The sequence below is a fragment of the Micromonospora sp. NPDC023888 genome (assembly GCF_040639415.1).
GTDB lineage: Bacteria > Actinomycetota > Actinomycetes > Mycobacteriales > Micromonosporaceae > Micromonospora.
Genome location: NZ_JBEZZW010000027.1, coordinates 38,669 through 55,944 on the forward strand (window position 1 = coordinate 38,669; position 17,276 = coordinate 55,944).

General features: G+C 72.9%; 12 protein-coding genes. 8 read left to right on the forward strand and 4 right to left on the reverse strand.

Going from position 1 to position 17,276, the window contains the following annotated elements:
- Positions 1-9: 9 nt before the first annotated feature.
- The 3 genes from AB0F61_RS22870 to AB0F61_RS22880 all read left to right on the forward strand — a co-directional run bounded on the left by AB0F61_RS22870 (position 10) and on the right by AB0F61_RS22880 (position 3,434).
- Complete coding sequence (locus tag AB0F61_RS22870) at positions 10-1,353, forward strand: dipeptidase (protein WP_357812985.1); 1,344 nt, start codon at positions 10-12, stop codon at positions 1,351-1,353.
- A gap of 77 nt (positions 1,354-1,430) precedes the next feature.
- Complete coding sequence (locus AB0F61_RS22875) at positions 1,431-1,637, forward strand: hypothetical protein (RefSeq protein ID WP_030333429.1); 207 nt, start codon at positions 1,431-1,433, stop codon at positions 1,635-1,637.
- Between the two features lie 204 nt (positions 1,638-1,841).
- A complete protein-coding gene (locus AB0F61_RS22880) occupies positions 1,842-3,434 on the forward strand; it encodes an ATP-dependent DNA ligase (protein ID WP_357812988.1) in 1,593 nt (530 codons plus the stop codon).
- A gap of 10 nt (positions 3,435-3,444) precedes the next feature.
- On the opposite strand, the gene AB0F61_RS22885 is transcribed toward AB0F61_RS22880, so the two are convergent.
- Positions 3,445-4,266, reverse strand: coding sequence for an SURF1 family protein (locus tag AB0F61_RS22885; RefSeq protein ID WP_357812834.1), 822 nt, complete (start codon positions 4,264-4,266; stop codon positions 3,445-3,447).
- Positions 4,267-4,448: 182 nt separating this feature from the next.
- Here AB0F61_RS22885 and AB0F61_RS22890 point away from each other — a divergent pair, with 182 nt between their 5' ends.
- A complete protein-coding gene (locus AB0F61_RS22890) occupies positions 4,449-5,852 on the forward strand; it encodes a cobyrinate a,c-diamide synthase (RefSeq protein ID WP_357812837.1) in 1,404 nt (467 codons plus the stop codon).
- Between the two features lie 89 nt (positions 5,853-5,941).
- On the opposite strand, the gene AB0F61_RS22895 is transcribed toward AB0F61_RS22890, so the two are convergent.
- On the reverse strand, positions 5,942-8,071 hold the full coding sequence (locus AB0F61_RS22895; RefSeq protein ID WP_357812840.1) for a transglycosylase domain-containing protein: 2,130 nt from the start codon (positions 8,069-8,071) through the stop codon (positions 5,942-5,944).
- 121 nt (positions 8,072-8,192) lie between these two features.
- Here AB0F61_RS22895 and cobC point away from each other — a divergent pair, with 121 nt between their 5' ends.
- The 4 genes from cobC to AB0F61_RS22915 all read left to right on the forward strand — a co-directional run bounded on the left by cobC (position 8,193) and on the right by AB0F61_RS22915 (position 13,182).
- Complete coding sequence (gene cobC, locus AB0F61_RS22900) at positions 8,193-9,278, forward strand: Rv2231c family pyridoxal phosphate-dependent protein CobC (RefSeq protein WP_357812843.1); 1,086 nt, start codon at positions 8,193-8,195, stop codon at positions 9,276-9,278.
- Entirely contained in the window at positions 9,278-10,423 is a 1,146-nt protein-coding gene (locus tag AB0F61_RS22905) for a nicotinate-nucleotide--dimethylbenzimidazole phosphoribosyltransferase (protein ID WP_357812990.1), read from the forward strand. Before cobC ends, AB0F61_RS22905 begins: the two co-directional genes overlap by 1 nt.
- A 40-nt stretch (positions 10,424-10,463) precedes the next feature.
- Positions 10,464-11,780: a uroporphyrinogen-III C-methyltransferase gene (gene cobA / locus AB0F61_RS22910; RefSeq protein WP_357812845.1), complete on the forward strand. Its 1,317-nt coding sequence runs from the start codon at positions 10,464-10,466 to the stop codon at positions 11,778-11,780.
- A 115-nt stretch (positions 11,781-11,895) separates the two neighbouring features.
- Positions 11,896-13,182 carry a hypothetical protein gene (locus AB0F61_RS22915; RefSeq protein WP_357812847.1) on the forward strand — a complete coding sequence of 429 codons (1,287 nt, stop codon included), beginning with the start codon at positions 11,896-11,898 and terminating at the stop codon, positions 13,180-13,182.
- A gap of 75 nt (positions 13,183-13,257) precedes the next feature.
- Here AB0F61_RS22915 and otsB read toward each other — a convergent pair whose 3' ends face one another.
- Positions 13,258-15,837: a trehalose-phosphatase gene (gene otsB / locus AB0F61_RS22920; protein ID WP_357812993.1), complete on the reverse strand. Its 2,580-nt coding sequence runs from the start codon at positions 15,835-15,837 to the stop codon at positions 13,258-13,260.
- Positions 15,838-15,863: 26 nt separating this feature from the next.
- Positions 15,864-17,264, reverse strand: coding sequence for a trehalose-6-phosphate synthase (locus AB0F61_RS22925; protein ID WP_357812849.1), 1,401 nt, complete (start codon positions 17,262-17,264; stop codon positions 15,864-15,866).
- Positions 17,265-17,276 lie beyond the last annotated feature (12 nt).

A 17,276-nucleotide genomic window follows, 5' to 3' on the forward strand; every position in this document is an offset into this window, starting at 1 on the left:
TCACCGATCATGTCCGAGTCCGAGGTGCGGGCCGCCGTCGAGCGGGAGATGCCCGGCGTCCGGGCCGACCTGGAACGCCTCGTCCGCATCCCCGGCATCGCCTTCGACGGCTTCGACCACTCGCACGTGGAACGCTCCGCCGAGGCGGTCGCCGAGTTGCTGCGCGACTGTGGGCTGGACGTCGACATCGTGCGTTCCGGCGGTCAGCCGGCGGTGATCGGCCGTCGGGCCGCCCCGCCCGGTGCGCCCACCGTGCTGCTCTACGCCCACCATGACGTCCAGCCGGTCGGCGACCGGTCGCTGTGGGAGTCCGACCCGTTCGAGCCGGTGGAACGGGACGGCCGGCTCTACGCCCGGGGTGCGGCCGACGACAAGGCGGGCATCATGGCGCACATCGCAGCGCTGCGGGCGTACGGGGACGCGCTGCCGGTGGGTGTGGTGCTCTTCGTCGAGGGCGAGGAGGAGTACGGCTCCGACTCGCTTGAGCGGCTGCTCGCCGAGCACCGTGACGAGATCGCCTCGGACGTCATCGTGATCGCCGACTCCGGCAACTGGGACATCGGCGTACCGGCGTTGACCACCTCGCTGCGCGGCATCGTCAACTGCTTCGTCGAGGTGCGCACGCTCGACCACGCGGTGCACAGCGGCATGTTCGGTGGCGCGGTGCCGGACGCGCTCACCGCGCTGGTCCGGTTGCTGGCGACGCTGCACGACGACGCCGGCGACGTGGCGGTGGCCGGGCTGGTCGGCCGGGAGGGCGCCACCGTCGACTATCCGGAGGACCGGGTCCGGGCCGAGGCCGGATTGGCCGAGGGTGTGCAGTTCATCGGCACCGGCCGGATCACCGACCGCCTCTGGACCAAGCCGGCGCTTGCGGTGCTCGGCATCGACGCCCCGGCCACCGGCGAGGCACCGAACGCCCTGGTGCCGGCCGCGAAGGCGAAGCTCAGCATCCGGCTCGCCCCGGGCGACGACCCCAAGCGGGCGTACGCGGCGGTGCGCGCGCACCTGGAGCAGCACGCCCCGTGGGGCGCCCAGGTGACTGTCAGTTTCGAGCACGACGGCGACCCGTGTGTGATCGACGCGTCCGGGCCGATGTTCGACGCCGCCCGTTCGGCCTTCCGGGCCGCCTGGGACGGTACGGACCCGGTGGACATCGGCGTCGGAGGTTCGATCCCGTTCATCGCCACCTTTCAGGAGATGTTCCCGAAGGCGGCGATCCTGGTGACCGGCGTGGAGGACCCGCACGCCCGGGCGCACGGCCCGAACGAGAGCCTGCACCTGGGGGAGTTCGCCAAGGTGTGTCTCGCCGAGGCGCTGCTGCTGGGCAAGGTGGCCGCTGCCGGCAGTTAGGTCACGGAACGGCGATTTTGGGCCTGATCTGGGAGTTTACGGCGTGTCGGATGGTCAGCTGTTATAGCCTTTCGTACATGAGTACGAACGAGGTGATGGCCCGGTTGGGGGCCGCTGTCAGCGCACTGGGAGATGTCGACGTCTCCGCGTGGTCTGAGGACACGCTCAACGAACAGCTCGGTGAGCTCTCCGCCGCTCTGGTCGCCCTCGACTCGGTGCTCTCCCGGGTCGCCGGCGAGGTCCGCGCGCGGGGGTTGCGCATCGAGGAGCCCGTCTCCGCCTAGGGGCCTGTCTCCTGAGGGCTGGCCGGCCTGCGGCGGGCCCGGACGGCCGGCGGGGTTGCCCTGCCGGATCGCCGCCGGGCTCCGCCTCGGCTCGACCCGCCCTCAGAAGACAGCCCTGATCCGTCGTCCGCGTGAGCGGGCGGCACCCTGCCGACACCGCCCGGGCACGGCAATGCCCGGGCGGTGTCGGAGGTGACTGGCAGGATGGGCGGCGTGCGGTTCCTCGACCTGGCAGCGACGTCCGCGGCCGTCGGCGCCACGAGCGGCCGGCGCGCCAAGGTGGAGCTGCTCGCTGACGCGTTGCGCCGGCTCGACCCGCCCGAGGTCGAGCCCGGCGCCGGCTACCTCGCGGGTGAGCTGCGCCAACGGCAGACCGGGGTGGGCTATGCGAGCCTTCGTGACCTGCCGCCACCGGCCGTCGAGCCGACGCTGACGGTGGCCGCCGTCGACGCCGCAGTCGAGCAGATCGCCGCCGTGCACGGCGCGGGTTCGCAGGCCCGACGTCGGGCGCTGCTCGGTGCCCTCTACGCGGCGGCGACGGCCGACGAGCAGCGTCTGCTCACCGGTCTGTTCAGCGGTGAGCTGCGGCAGGGCGCCCAGGCCGGTCTTCTCGCCGACGCGGTGGCGCGGGCTGCCGACGTGCCGGTGGCGGCGGTCCGCCGGGCACTGCTGCTCGCCGGTGACCTGCGCGCCGTGGCGGTGGCCGCGCTGGCCGGAGGGGCCGCCGAGCTGGCCGGTTTCGGCCTGCGGGTCGGCCGACCGTTGGCGCCGATGCTCGCGCAGAGCGCGCCCTCGGTCGACGAGGCGCTCGCCGCGACGGGCACGCCGGCGGTGGTCGACGTGAAGCTCGACGGCATCCGCATCCAGGTGCACCGCTCCGGCGCGGACATCGCCGTCTTCACCCGCAGCCTCGACGAGATCACCGGCCGGGTGCCCGAGGTGGTCGCCGCGGTCCGGGCCCTGCCGGGGCGGGAGTTGGTGCTCGACGGCGAGGCGATCGGCCTCGACGAGACGGGGCGACCACTGCCGTTCCAGCAGACGTCGAGCCGGGCCGCCCGACGCACCACCCCGAGCACCACCGGGCGCACCCCGGTCGCCCCGGCGGTGCTCGCGGCGGCCGCCAGCACGGGCGCGACGGTGCTCACCCCGTACTTCTTCGACCTGCTGCACCTCGACGGTCAGGATCTGATCGACCTGCCCGGCCGGGAGCGGTGGGCCGCCCTCGCCGGTTCGGTGGATTCGTCGCTGCTGGTCGGGCGGATGGAGGTCGACGGCCCGGAGCAGGCCGCCGCCGCGTTCGCCGCCGCGCTCGACGCCGGGCAGGAGGGCGTGGTGGTCAAGGCACCGGACGCCCCCTACGACGCCGGTCGCCGTGGTGCCGCCTGGGTCAAGGTCAAGCCCCGGCACACCCTCGACCTGGTGGTGCTCGCCGTCGAGTGGGGCAGTGGTCGGCGTAAGGGCTGGCTGTCCAACCTGCACCTGGGTGCGCGTGACCCGCACACGGGTGGTTTCGTCATGCTCGGCAAGACGTTCAAGGGGCTCACCGACGAGGTGCTGCGCTGGCAGACCGAGCGCTTCCTCGACCTCGCCGTGGAGCGCGGCGACTGGGTGGTGCGGGTTCGCCCCGAGCAGGTGGTGGAGATCGCCTTCGACGGGGTGCAGACCAGTTCGCGCTATCCCGGGGGGATGGCGCTGCGGTTCGCCCGGGTGGTGCGCTATCGCGACGACAAGTCCGCCGCCGAGGCGGACACCATCGACGCGGTCCGCGCCATCCACGCCGGCCGCGTGAGCGGCTGACGGGGCGAGGTCAGGCGGTCGCGCTCGGCGTCGGCTCGGCGGCCCGGTCCAGTGGGGCCGCGGTGACGCCGATCCCGGCGGCGCGGCGGGCCTCCCGGCGCGCCACCCAGCCGTAACCGAACAGGGACATCACCGCGAAGAGCCACCACTGCACGACGTAGCCGAAGTTCTGCCAGTTGTTGGCGTGCCCGACGGGCACCGCCTTGAACACCGGGTCGGCCGCCGGGGTCTGCTCGTCGAGCAGCAGGTAGGCGCCGTAGACGGGGTAGGGCAGCTCGCCGGCGAGTCGCGACACGCCGATCCGCCGGATCTCCAGTCGTCCGTCGCGTCGCGCCACCGCGCCCGCGCCGGACTCGGTCTCGTGCACCCGGCCGACCACCGTCACGTCGCCGGTCGGCACGGCGGGCACCGACGGCTGGGCGGTCGCCCCACCGGGCGCCGGCGGGATCCAACCCCGATCCACGAGCAGCGCGGTGCCGTCCGCGAGCACCAGCGGGGTGAGCACCTCGAAGCCGACCCGGCTGTCCACCGTCCGGCCACGGACCAGCACGATGTTCGTCGGGTCGTACCGGCCGGTGACGGTGACCCGGGTCCAGACCTTCTCCTCGGCCGGGGCGGGGCCGACCGTCCCCGCGCCGCCGGTGGGGGCACGCAGGGCCTCGGCCAGCGGCGCCGCGGCCATCCGCTGGCCCGCGTCGATCCGCTCGTTGACCTCGGTACGCCCCCGGTAGCGGTCCAACTGCCAGTTGCCGAGGAACACCATCACGGCGGCGGCGACCAGGGTCAGCGCGAGAGCGCCCAGCCAGCGTGGGCTCAGCAGGAACCGGTACACAGCACGAGGCTACCCGTATGACCGGCGCCACTGACCTGGACCGGGCCGGGACCGGGCCGGGAGCGTGCCGCCGGCCCCGGTTGGCGGTGCTCGCGTCTCGCGGCGGGCGGGTATCGTCACGCCGACGGATCGGCCGCGGTCGTCCCCGTCGCGTACCCGCCGCCGCTCGCGAGGAGTCGATGATGACCGTCGTGCCGCGCCTGGTGCTCAGCGCGCCGTCCTCCGGGCACGGTAAGAACGCGCTGGCGATCGGGCTGCTCGCCGCCCTTGCCGAGCGCGGGGTCGACGTCGCCGGGTTCAAGCTCGGGCCGGACCACGTCGACGCCGCGTACCTCGGTCTGGCCGCCGGCCGGCCAGGTCGGGTGATCGATCCCCGGCTGGTCGGCACCGACCGGCTCGCCCCGCTTGTGGCGCACGGCGCGGCCGGTGCCGGGCTCGCCGTGGTGCAGGGCAGCATGGGCCTGTACGACTCGGTCGGTGGCCGCCCCGAGCAGGAGTCCACCGCCGCCGCGGCCGCCGCTCTGCGCAGCCCGGTGGTGCTCGTCGTCGACGTGGCCGCGATGGGTCAGTCGGTGGCGGCCCTGGTGCACGGTTTCCGCTCGTACGACGAGCAGTTGTGGCTCGGCGGGGTGATCCTCAACCGGGTGGCCTCCTCCCGGCACGAGGGCATGCTGCGCGAGGCGTTGGACGACGTGGGCGTGCCGGTCTACGGTGCGCTGCGCCGGCACGACCTGCCGGCGGTGCTGCCGTCGCGGCGGCACGGGGTGGCGCCGGTGGTCGACGGGTCGGCCGACGCCGTCCGAGCGGTTCGCCGGTTGGGCGAGGCCGTCGCCGCCACTGTCGATCTGGAACGGCTGCTCGGGCTGGCCCGCTCGGCCCCGCCGCTGCCGGCGCCGGCCTGGTCTGCCGAGGAGGTCCTCGGCGGGTTCACCGCCCCGGCGGACCGCCCGCTTGTGGCACTTGCCGGTGGGCCGGGCGGCAGCTTCAGCCACCCGGAGACCGCCGAGCTGCTGCGGGCCGCCGGCGCCGAGGTCGTCACCGTCGATCCGCTGCGCGACGAGGCGCTTCCGGTCGGTACCCGCGCCCTTGTCGTCGGGGGCGCGTTGCCCGAGGCGTACGCCGAGCAGTTGTCCGCCAACCGGCGGCTCTGCATCGCGGTGGCCGAGTTGGCGCGGACCGGGCGTCCGGTGATCGCCGAGGGCGCCGGGTTGCTCTGGTTGGCCCGCGAGTTGGACGGGCTGCCGATGTGCGGGGTCCTCGACGCGGTAGGTGTCAGTCGGGACGGCCTGGTGGCCGGCTACCGGGAGGCTACCGCCCAGACCGACAGCGTGGTCGCCGCCCACGGCACGGTGCTGGTCGGCCACAAGGCGCACCGTGCGGTGCTCACCCCCCGCGCTGGTCAGCGCCCCGCGTGGAGCTGGGAGGGTGGCACGCCGGAGGGCTTCGTCTGGCGCAACGTGCACGCCTCGCAGCTCACCCTGCACTGGGCCGGTCATCCGGCCACGGCCGCCCGGTTGGTCGCCGCGGCGGCGGCCGACCCGACGGCCGAGGTGGTACCCGCCGAGTCCGGCGGGGTGCCGGCCTGATCGCTCGGGCGGCGGGGTGCCGGCCTGATCGCTCGGGCGGCGGGGTGCCGGCCTGATCGCTCGGGCGGCGGTGCGCCGCCGTCGCCTGGTCAGCCGACGATCGCGTCCGATGGTGGGGTGAACTGGCGGGTCGGTGTGCCCTTCAGGCCGTCGCGGAGGGTCTCCGCAACCGCCTTGATCGGGATCTGGGACTGCCCGTCACCGACGGCGTTGAACGGGTTGTCCGGGTCGGAGATGAAGCTCGCCGCGGCCAGCTCCGGGGTGTAGCCGACGAACCAGGCGGACCGGGTGCTGTCGGTGGTACCGGTCTTGCCGGCCACCGGGCGTCCGACAGTGCCCCGCACGCTGTCGGCGGTGGACCAGCCGCCGCAGCTTCCGCGCGCCGGGGTGTCTCCGGTCGGGCAGCGGGCGGCGTCGGTGGCTGCCCGAGCGGCGTCCGCGCTGACCACCTGCCGGCAACGGGGCTTGGCTACCTCGCGGTGGATGCCGCCCGGAGTGGTGTACGTGGTGGGCGTGCCGTCCCGGTTCATGATCGACTGTACCGGGATCGCCTCGCAGTAGCGCCCGTCGGCGGCGATGGCGGCGTAGGCGTTCGCCATCTCCAGCGGGGTGGCGTCGGAGACGCCCAGGGTGAACGCACCCCACTTCTTCACCTTGGTCGGGGACGCCTGTTCCCGGTCGACGTCGGTGCGCCACCGCAGTCCGAGCTGCTCGGCCAACCGGACCGCCCGGTCCGCGCCGACCTTCTCCTCCAGCCACACGAAGTACGTGTTCACCGATTTGCCGAAGCCGGACCACATGGTCTGCTGGCCGGTCATGGCGGCGCTGGCGTTGGAGGGCGCCCAACCGTCGTAGACGGACGACTTGTAACGGTAGGGGGCGTTGAACGAGGTGGAGAGCGTCATCCCCGAGTCCAGCGCGGCAAGCATCGGGAACATCTTGAACGTCGACCCGGCCTGATAGCCCGCCAGCTCACCGCCGCCGAGCAGCGGCGCCACCGTGTTCGGGTAGTTGGCCTTCACCTTCGGCCCCGCCTCGGGGTTGGAACTCTGCGGGTTCTCGCTGAGATCCAGCGAGTACGTCCGGTTCACCGCCATCGCCTTCACCCGGCCGGTGCCCGGCTCGGAGACCACGATCCCGTTGGCGAACGGGCTGCCGGTGGCCTCCTTGCTGCCGACGTTCTGCTCCGCCGCCGCCTGGACCTTCGGGTCGAGGCTGAGCACGATCCGGTAGCCGCCCCGGCGCAGCTTGTCCATTCGTTCCAGCGGGTTCGCGCCGAAGGCGGGCTGCGCGCTCCACCAGTTCTTCAGGTAGTCGCAGGCGAAGCCCCAACTGTTGTACTTCTCCGCCACCGCGGCGCAGTCGTGCGGCGGGGTGGTCAGCTTCAGCCGGATCGGCTCGGACTTCGCGGCGACGGCCGAGTCGGGGGAGAGGTAACCGAGCTGGCTCATCCGGTCCAGCACGTAGTCCCGCCGTCCGGTGGCCTCCTTCTGGTCGGAGTCGGCCGGGTCGTACTCGGACGGGGACTTGACCAGCCCGGCGAGGGTGGCGGCCTCGACCGGGGTGAGGTCCTTCGGGGTCTTGGAGAAGAAGATCTCGCTGGCCGCGTAGATGCCGTACGCGCGGTGCCCGAAGTACGCCGAGTTGAGGTAGCGCTCCAGGATCTGCTCCTTGCTCAGCTCCTTCTCCAGGTCCAGCGCCATCCGCATTTCCTTGACCTTGCGCAGGCTGGTCTGCTGGGTGGCTTCCTGGACCTCCTTGGGCGTGGTCGCGCTGTCCCGCAGGGCCATCCGGACGTACTGCATGGTCAGCGTCGACGCACCCTGGGAGCCGCCGGAGCGGGCGTTGGACACGAAGGCGCGGGCCACGCCCTTCGGGTCGACGCCGTGGTGCTTGTAGAAGCGGGAGTCCTCGGCGGCGACGATCGCCTGCTGGATGTTCGGCGACATGTCCGACAGCTTGGTGTACTGCCGGTACTCCTCGTAGAACATGGTCAGCACGGTCTTGCCGTCCGGGGCGTAGACGTAGGAGGTCTCGGCGGGCAGGGCGGTGGTCAGCACTCTGGTTTTCTGCTCCACGGCGTGCGCGGTGGCCTTCGCGCCGAGCCCGGTGAGGGCGACAAGTGGGTACGCGGCGGCGGCGATCACGATTCCGGCGATCAGTCCGGCGCGGAGGAGCGGAACGAGTCGACCAGCGGCAGCAAGGGGTCGGTTACTCACATTGCCAAGTTATGACATTTCCGATTCGTACCTGAGAAGAACTCTTAAACCGGCGAGTGGTGACGCGGCTTACGCCGAGATCGGCTGTCCCACCGGCCGCCTTCCCGGCAGGATCGCGGACATGTCTGATCAGCCGAGTGGGATGGTCGCCACCGCCGGGGTCGAGCCGGACCTCGCGCACCACGGCGACGCGGAGGTCGGCGACGGGCTTGTCGATCTCGCCGTCAACGTCCGGCAGGCACCGGCTCCCCCCTGGTTGGCCGACCCGATCGCCGCGACCCTGACCGATCTGGCCCACTACCCGGACCCGACGCCGGCCCGGGCGGCGGTCGCCGCCCGACACGGCCGTCACCCGAACGAGGTGCTGCTCACCGCCGGCGCCGCGGAGGGGTTCGTGCTTATCGCACAGGCGCTGCGCGGGGTGCGCCGACCGGTGGTGGTGCACCCCCAGTTCACCGAGCCGGAGGCGGCGCTGCGGGCCGCCGGCCACCCGGTCGAGCGGGTGCTGCTGGACGCCGCCGACGATTTCCGGCTCGACCCGTCCCGGGTGCCCGCCGACGCCGACCTGGTGATGATCGGCAACCCGACGAACCCGACCTCGGTGCTGCACCCCGCCCAGACGGTGGCCGCGCTGGCCCGGCCCGGCCGGGTGCTGGTGGTCGACGAGGCGTTCGCCGACACCACAATCGCCAGCGGGCACCCCGGCGAACCGGAGTCGCTGGCGCAACGGCGCGACCTGCCCGGTCTGCTCGTGCTGCGCAGCCTCACCAAGACGTGGGGCCTGGCCGGCCTCCGGATCGGCTACCTGCTCGGCGCCGCGGACCTGCTGACCCGGCTGGCCGCCGTCCAGCCGCTCTGGGCCGTCTCCACGCCCGCGCTGGCCGCCGCGTCGGCCTGCGCCACCGACGTCGCCGTCCGGGCCGAGCGCGCCATCGCCGCCGATCTCGCCGCCGACCGCGACCACCTGGTCGCCCGCCTCGCCGACCTGCCCGGTGTACGCGTCGTCGGCCGTCCGGCAAGCGCGTTCGTCCTGCTGCACCTGCCGGGCGCGACAGCGGTCCGGGCCGCCCTGCGCGAGCGCGGCTGGGCGGTGCGCCGGGGCGACACGTTCCCCGGCCTCGGCCCGGACTGGCTGCGGGTGGCGGTACGCGACCGAAACACGACAGACGCGTTCATCGAGGTGCTGCGCGAGACCATGGAGGCATGATGCTGGAGACCACGATCGCGGCGATCCGACCGGCGGACGAAGCGGCCATGGCCGCCGCCCGTGAGCTGCACAGCCGGCTGACCAAGCCGGCGGGCTCGCTTGGCGCGCTGGAGGAGCTGTCGGTACGCCTCGCCGGCCTGGCCGGGGCCTGCCCGCCACCGCTGCCCGAGCCGGCCGCGGTCGCGATCTTCGCGGGTGACCACGGGGTGCACGCCCAGGGGGTGAGCCCCTGGCCGCAGGAGGTCACCGGGCAGATGATCGGCAACTTCCTGGCCGGCGGGGCGGTGGTCAACGCGTTCGCCCGGCAGGCCGGCGCGTCGGTCACCGTGGTCGACGTCGGGGTGGCCAACCCGCTGCCCGTCGGACCGGTGGCCGACGACTCCGTGCCCGATCCGGCTGTGTCCGGCCCGGCTGCGCCCGATCCGACTAGGCCCGGCCCGACCGTGCTCGATCCGGCCCTGCCCCGGCTGGTTGTCGCGTCGGTCCGCCGGGGCACCCGCGACTTCACGGTGACCGCCGCGCTCACCCGGGACGAGGCGCTGGCGGCGGTGCGGACCGGCATCCGGATCGCCGACGAGCTGATCGACGCCGGAGCCCGCATCCTGCTCACCGGCGACATGGGCATCGGCAACACCACCCCGGCCGCCGCGCTGATCGCCGCGTTCACCGGTGCCGACCCGCTCGACGCCACCGGTCGGGGCACCGGCATCGACGACCCGACCTACGCGCACAAGGTTGCCGTGGTACGCGCCGCGCTGACCCGGCACGCGCCCGACCCGACCGATCCGCTGGGTGTGCTGGCCGCCGTCGGCGGCCTGGAGCACGCCGCGCTGGCCGGGCTGATCCTGGGTGCCGCCGCCCGTCGTACGCCGGTGCTGCTGGACGGCGTGATCGCGGTCTCCGCAGCGCTCGCCGCCGCCGCGTTCGCCCCGGACGCGGTCTGCGCCATGGTCGCCGGGCACCGTTCGGCCGAGCCGGGTGCGACCGTGGCACTGCGGCACCTCGGCCTCGACCCGCTGATCGACCTGGGGCTGCGCCTCGGCGAGGGCACCGGCGCGCTGCTGGCGTTGCCCGTGGTCACCGGCGCCGTCCGGGTGTTGCACGAGGTGGCCACCTTCGATTCCGCCGGGGTGGCCGAGAAGTGACAAGGCACAGCGAGCGAACCGTCCGCCCCGGTGGTGCGGCGTGACCTCCAATCCGTACCCCCTTGGTTTGCGGCTCGACGGGCGGCGGGTGGTCGTGGTGGGCGGCGGCGCGGTCGCCACCCGGCGGGTGCCCGCGCTGCTTGACGCGGGCGCGGACGTCCTGGTTGTGGCACCGGAGCTGACCCCGGCGCTGCGCGCCCGGGTCGACGCGGGGCGGTTGCACTGGGTGCCGCGCCGGTTCGCCCCCGAGGACCTGGACGGCGCGTGGCTGGTCCAGGTGGCGATCGACGACCCGATAGCGGCCGCCTCGGTGAGCGCCGTCGCCGCCGAGCGGCGGATCTTCTGCGTCCGGGCCGACGACCGGACGGCCGCCACCGCCTGGACCCCGGCGGTGACCCGGCACGGCCCGGTCACCGTGGCGGTGCTCGGCGGCGGTGACCCCCGCCGGGCGATGACCGTCCGCGACGCGATCCGCGACCTCCTGGCGGTCCGCCTGGCACCGGCGCAGAGCCGGCCCGATGCTGCTGCCGGTGCTGCCGGTGCTGCCGGTGCTGCCGGTGCTGCCGGTGCCGCCGGTGCTGCCGGTGCTGCCGGTGCCGCCGGAGCGGCCCGTGCGGCCGGTGGGCGGCCGACCGGGCGGGTGGCGCTGGTCGGGGCGGGGCCGGGGGACCCGGAATTGATCACCGTGCGGGGTTGGCGGCTGCTCACCGAGGCCGACGTGGTGGTCGCCGACCGGCTGGTGCCCGGCCTGCTCCTGGACGAACTGCGCCCCGACGTCGAGCTGGTGGACGCCTCGAAGATCCCCTATGGGCCGTCCCGGGCGCAGGAGGAGATCAACCAGATCCTGGTCGACCGGGCGCTGGCTGGTGCGACAGTGGTGCGGCTCAAGGGCGGCGACCCGTACGTCTTCGGTCGGGGCGGCGAGGAGTTGCTGGCGTGCGCCGAGGCCGGCGTACCGGTGACCGTCGTGCCGGGGGTGACCAGCTCGATCGCCGCACCGGCCGCGGCCGGGATTCCGGTGACCCACCGGGGGGTGGCGCACGAGTTCACAGTGGTCTCCGGCCACGTGGCACCCGACTCGCCGGCCTCGCTGGTGCGCTGGGAGGCCCTCGCCGGTCTGCGCGGCACTCTGGTGATCCTGATGGGGCTCAAGAACCTCGCCGCGATCACCGCCACCCTGATCGCCCACGGCCGGTCGCCGCAGACGCCGGCCGCCGTCGTCCAGGAGGCCACGACGGGCACCCAGCGGGTGCTGCGGTCCACGCTGGGCGAGGTGGCCGCCGACGCGCTCGCCGCCGACCTACGGCCGCCCGCCGTCGTGGTGGTGGGAGACGTGGTGAACGCGCTCGACCGCTGACAGGCCGGCAGAGTAGATCTTGGACAGTTTCCGTTAGCCCGCCTCATCTCGTCGTCACCGATGGTTGATCCGGCACGGGCACTGGTTGTCGGTGGCTGTGGACACAATGTCGCTCATGCTCACCGTGAAGGATCCTCACGAGACGTGGCGGACGGACCTGCTCACCCCCGTCGCGCTGCGGTGCGGAGGCCCCGGCCTCACCACCACCTTCGAGGACCTCCCCTCGCCATGGCGCGATGCTCCGGTCCGCACGCTGAGATGCACGGACCAGGACGGCTCCTGGGCCGTCCTGGTCACGGTGGTCCGGGGCTGTCGCCAACAGCCGGGCGACTCGCTCGTCGGCAACGAGTTCCGGCGTGACCCGCACACCGGCTACGACCTGGACTCACCCGGCGACCTGGTGTACGAGCTACAGGTGACCGAGGACGACGGCTCCGACGAGGACGAGCTGCTGGCGTTCCGGCTCTTCGGCGACCCGCAGGAGGCCGGGGCGGAGGTGCTGCGGTGGGCTGGGAAGAAGGCGGCGTACTCGGTCAGCCCGTCGGTCGAGCGGGCCGAGATACGGCAGCGCCGGGACCGTCGCCAGTTCGACAATCGCCAGGCCAGCGCGGCATCGCCGCTGGTCCGGATCGGCGTGGTGTCCGACGAGGCCGCCGCCGACCTCGACGCCATCGACAGGTCCGCTTTGTGCTGGCACTTCCCGCGCGGGAACACCGGTGCCTACCTGCGGTCCGCAGTGGTCGCACTGGCCGGCTACGGCGAGCAGCGGCCGCACCTGCGGGGCCGGTGGCTCACCGCACGGGTCGAGGGCGACGAGTTGGTCATCGGCGTCGACGACCTGATCCCGGCCAACCAGCGGCACCGCTGGGACAGCGCCCGCTGGCTGTGGGACCGCCGACAGGCGGACACCCCGGCAGGGCTTCGCTGGCAGGTCGATCGGGTCGAGCAGGCCTCCGCTGCGGTCGCGGCCGTCCGCCGTGGCGCGTTGCCCGAGGCGCTGACCAACGCCGGGGTGGAGACGGATCCGGAACTCGACGCGTTGCTGGCCGGGGTGCCGTACCGGCTCTCCGACGCCGAACTCACCCCCACCTGGGTGGCGAACCTGTACCGCGGTCTCGCCGACCTCGCGCCCTGGCGGCTGGACGCGGCGTACCGAGGGTGGCGTGACGGCCGGCAGGCACAGGGGCTGCCGGTCCGGGATCCGGTTGTCCTGTTCGGCCTCGGCGGCGTCGGCGCGGCCCGTAAGCCGAAGCTCGCGCTCGACCACACCGGCGACGCCCCGCTGCTGTGCCTGATCCACAGCGGCAGCAGCGCGGTGCTGCCGTACGCGCACTGGACGGTGCCCACCGACCTCGGCGCCCGCCTGTACGGGTGGCAACCGAGCCTGCCGTACCCGGACTGACCGACGTCTGTCGGCGCGGCGGCGACACGACGGGGCCGGAGCATGCGCTCCGGCCCCGTCTCACGTGCGGAAAAACTACTGCTTGAGCATGTTGTCCAGCAGCAGGGCGCAGCGGATCAACCCGAGGTGGCTGTACGCCTGCGGGTGGTTGCCCAGGCCGCGCTCGGCGAGCGGGTCGTACTGCTCGGGGAGCAGCCCGGTCGGACCGGCGGTGAGCACCATCTGTGCGAACAGCTCCTCGGCGTCGGTGCGGCGGCCGGTGCGCAGGTACGCCTCGATCAGCCACGCCGTGCAGATGTGGAAGCCGCCCTCACGGCCGGGCAGGCCGTCGTCCCAGTGGTAGCGGTAGACGACCGGACCGCTGCGCAGGTCGGCCTCGATGCGCAGGACTGTGGACAGGAAGCGCGGGTCGTCACCCGGGAGCAGGCCGGAGAGCCCGATCCAGAGTGACGAGGCGTCCATGTCCTCGTCCCCGTACGCGACGCTGTACGCCTCGACGTCGGAGTGCCAGCCCTGCTCCAGGACGTTGGCGCCGATCCGGTCGCGCAGGTCCTTCCACTCGGGCCGGTCCTCGCCGCCGTGCTCGCGCATCACGTGTAGCGCCCGGTCGACTGTCATCCAGCACATCACCTTGGAGAAGACGTGGTGCCGTGGTGGCAGCCGCGCCTCCCAGATGCCGTGGTCGGGCTCGTGCCACCGGCGGCGGACCGCCTCGACCATGTTCTCCAGGACCCGCCACTCGTCCTCGCGGACCGAGCCGCGGGCGTCGGCGACGGCCGCGATCAGGTCGGCGATCGGGCCGAAGACGTCGAGCTGGAGCTGGTGGTTGGCGAGGTTGCCGACCCGGACCGGCCGGGAGCCGGCGTACCCGGGCAGCGTGTCGATCACCGCTTCGGCGCCCAGCTCGTACCCGTCGATGGTGTAGAGCGGGTGCAGACGTTCCGGGTGGCCGCCGGTGCGCTCGATGCAGCCGTCCACCCAGCGCAGCAGCGCCTCGGCCTCCTCGACGGAGCCCAGGTCGACAAGTGCGCGGGCGGTGAGCGCGGCGTCGCGCAGCCAGCAGTAGCGGTAGTCCCAGTTGCGGACCCCGCCCAGCTCCTCGGGGAGCGAGGTGGTCGCCGCGGCCAGGATCGAGCCGGTGGCCTCGTGACAGAGCCCGCGCAGGGTGAGCGCGCTGCGGGCGACCAGGTCGCGGGCGGTGGACGGCAACCGCAGCGAGGCCACCCAGTCCTTCCACGGCTGCTCGGCGGCGGCCTGCCGCTCGTGGATCGGCACCCGGTGGTGTTCCAGGCTGTGCGTGCCGAAGCGCAGTTCCAGCACCACCTGCCCGCCGGCGGCGGACAGGTCGACGATCGCCTTGGCGGTCTCGTACCCGCCGTCGTTGCCGACCTCCCACTCCACGCCGGGGGCGTAGAGCGCGACCGGTTCGTTGGAGCCGAGCACCAGCAGGCCGTCGCCGAGTGGCTGCAACTGCACGGCCACCTGACCGAACTCGGGCCTCGGCGCGAACTCCACCCGGGCCTTGCCACTGCCGGTGAGCACCCGGATCAGGGTCGAGTCGCCGGTGATGACCGCCGGGCTGTCGCCCGGGGTGGTCTCCCGGGCCGGCTTGTCCAGCCAGTCGGTGACGGTGAGCCCGGACCACCGGGTCTCCACTGTCATCGTGCCGGAGCGGTAGCGCTGGCCCAGGGGGATGCCGCCGCGTTCCGGGGCGACGCTGAAGTGACCGGCCGGGCTGCCACCCACCAGGTCGGCGAAGATCGCCGCCGAGTCTGGTTTGGGGTGGCAGAGCCAGCTCACCTTGGCTTCGGGGGTGAGCAGAGCGACGGTACGACCGTTGGCGAGCATGGAGTGCCGCTCGATGGGCACCGCCCGCTCGCCGAACAGCCAGTGCCGCCGGGTCTCCAGCAGCAGCGCCAGCGCGCGGGCTGCCTCCAACGGGTCGGCCACCCGGTAGCTGGCCTGGGTGTCCCCGGGGCCGATCTTGATGCCGAGGTCGGGACCGTGCAGGTGACCGAACGCGTTCTCGTCGGTGATGTCGTCGCCGATGAACAGCACCGCGCTGGCGGCGAGCTGGGTCCGGAGCTGGTCGAGTGCGGTGCCCTTGTGGGTGGCCACGACGGAGAGCTCGATGACCTCCTTGCCCTGGGTCACTGTGACACCGTCGAAGGTCGCCGGGCCGTTGCGGACCGCCTCGATGGCGGCGGCGGCGACCTGCGGGTCGACCCCACGGGTGTGCATGGCCACGCTTGCCGGTTTGCGTTCCAGCCGGATGCCCTGGTGCTCGGCGGCGATCTCGCGAAGCGCGTTGCGGACCCGCTGGCGCACCGCGACCAGCTCGGGGGAGAGCCGCTCGACGAAGCCGATGTCGAACTCGGAGCCGTGGCTGCCGACGAGGTGCACCTCGCTGGGCAGCCGGGACAGCGCGGCCAGGTCACGCAGCGCCCGGCCGGAGACGACCGCAACTGTGGTCTGTGGCAGCGCGGCGAGCGCGCGGACCGCGGCTACCGACTCGGGCAGCGGGACGGCTGTGCTCGGGTCCTCCACGATCGGCGCCAGTGTGCCGTCATAGTCGCAGGCGACCAGGAGCTGGGGAACGCGGGCGATCCGGCCGATGGCGGAGCGCAGCTCGGGGTCCATCACCCCGGTGGCCATCGCCGCTCCATCGTTGACGGTCGTGTTCACTCGGCCTCCGCCTCGGGAACTCCAAGCTCGGAGAGGAAAGACTTGGCCCAGTGGCCCACGTCGTGGGTACGCAGGTGACGTTGCATTGTCCGCATCCGGCGGCGTGCCTCGGTTTTCTCCACGTGCACGGCCCGGAGCAGGGCGTCCTTGACCGCGTCCGGGTCGTGCGGGTTACACAGAAATGCCTGACGCAGCTCCGTTGCGGCGCCAGCGAACTCACTGAGCACGAGCGCGCCACCCTGGTCGGCGCGCGACGCCACGTACTCCTTGGCTACCAGGTTCATGCCGTCGCGTAGCGGTGTCACCATCATCACGTCGGCGGCAACGTACATCGCGGCCAGTTCACTGCGACTGTACGACTGATGCAGGTAATGCACGGCCGGCACGCCGACCCGGCCGAATTCACCATTAATCCGGCCAACCTCGCGCTCGACCTTGACCCGAAGTGCCTGGTAGTGCTCGACCCGCTCGCGACTGGGCGTGGCCACCTGCACCATAACCGCGTCGGGAACTGTCAACTTTCCGTCAGAGAGCAACTCGCGGAAGGCCTTGAGCCGCAACTCGATGCCCTTGGTGTAATCAAGCCGGTCCACGCCCAGGATTATCGTCTTCGGGTCGCCCAACTCGGCGCGGATCTGCTTGGCCCGAGCCTGGATCGCCGGGTCGGCGGCCATCCGCTCCATCTCCTGGGTGTCGATCGAGATGGGGAAGGCGCCCGCCTTCACCTGCCGACCGTCGACCTGGATCATCTGCCCCTCGTAGCGCAGCCCGAGCAGGTGCCGGGCCAGCCGGACGAAGTTCTGCGCGGCCAGCCGCTGCTGGAAGCCGACCAGGTCGGCGCCGAGCAGGCCGCGCAGGATCTCGGTGCGGAACGGCATCTGCATGAACAGCTCGATCGGCGGGAACGGGATGTGCAGGAAGAACCCGATCCGGAGGTCCGGGCGCAGCTCACGGAGCATCGCCGGAACCAACTGCAACTGGTAGTCCTGCACCCAGACCGTCGCGCCCTCGGCCGCCACGTCCGCGGCGGCCTCCGCGAACCGCGCGTTGACCAGGCGGTACGCCTCCCGCCAGCGGCGCTTGTAGGCCGGTGTCTCGACCGCGTCGTGGTAGAGCGGCCAGATCGTCGCGTTGGACTGGCCCTCGTAGTAGCGCTCCAGCTCCTCGGCGCTCAGCGGGACCGGGTGCAGCCGGATCCCCTCCAGGTCGAACGGCTCGGGGGCGGCGCCGGTGCCACCGGCCCAGCCGACCCAGGTGCCCTGGTGTTCGGCGAGCACTGGGTGCAGCGCGGTGACCAGCCCGCCAGGGCTGCGTCGCCACTGTCGGCCCTCGGGAGTGCTCACCTCGTCGACCGGCAGACGGTTCGCCACTACGACAAAGGAGCTACGGACGGTCACGATCGGCCACCT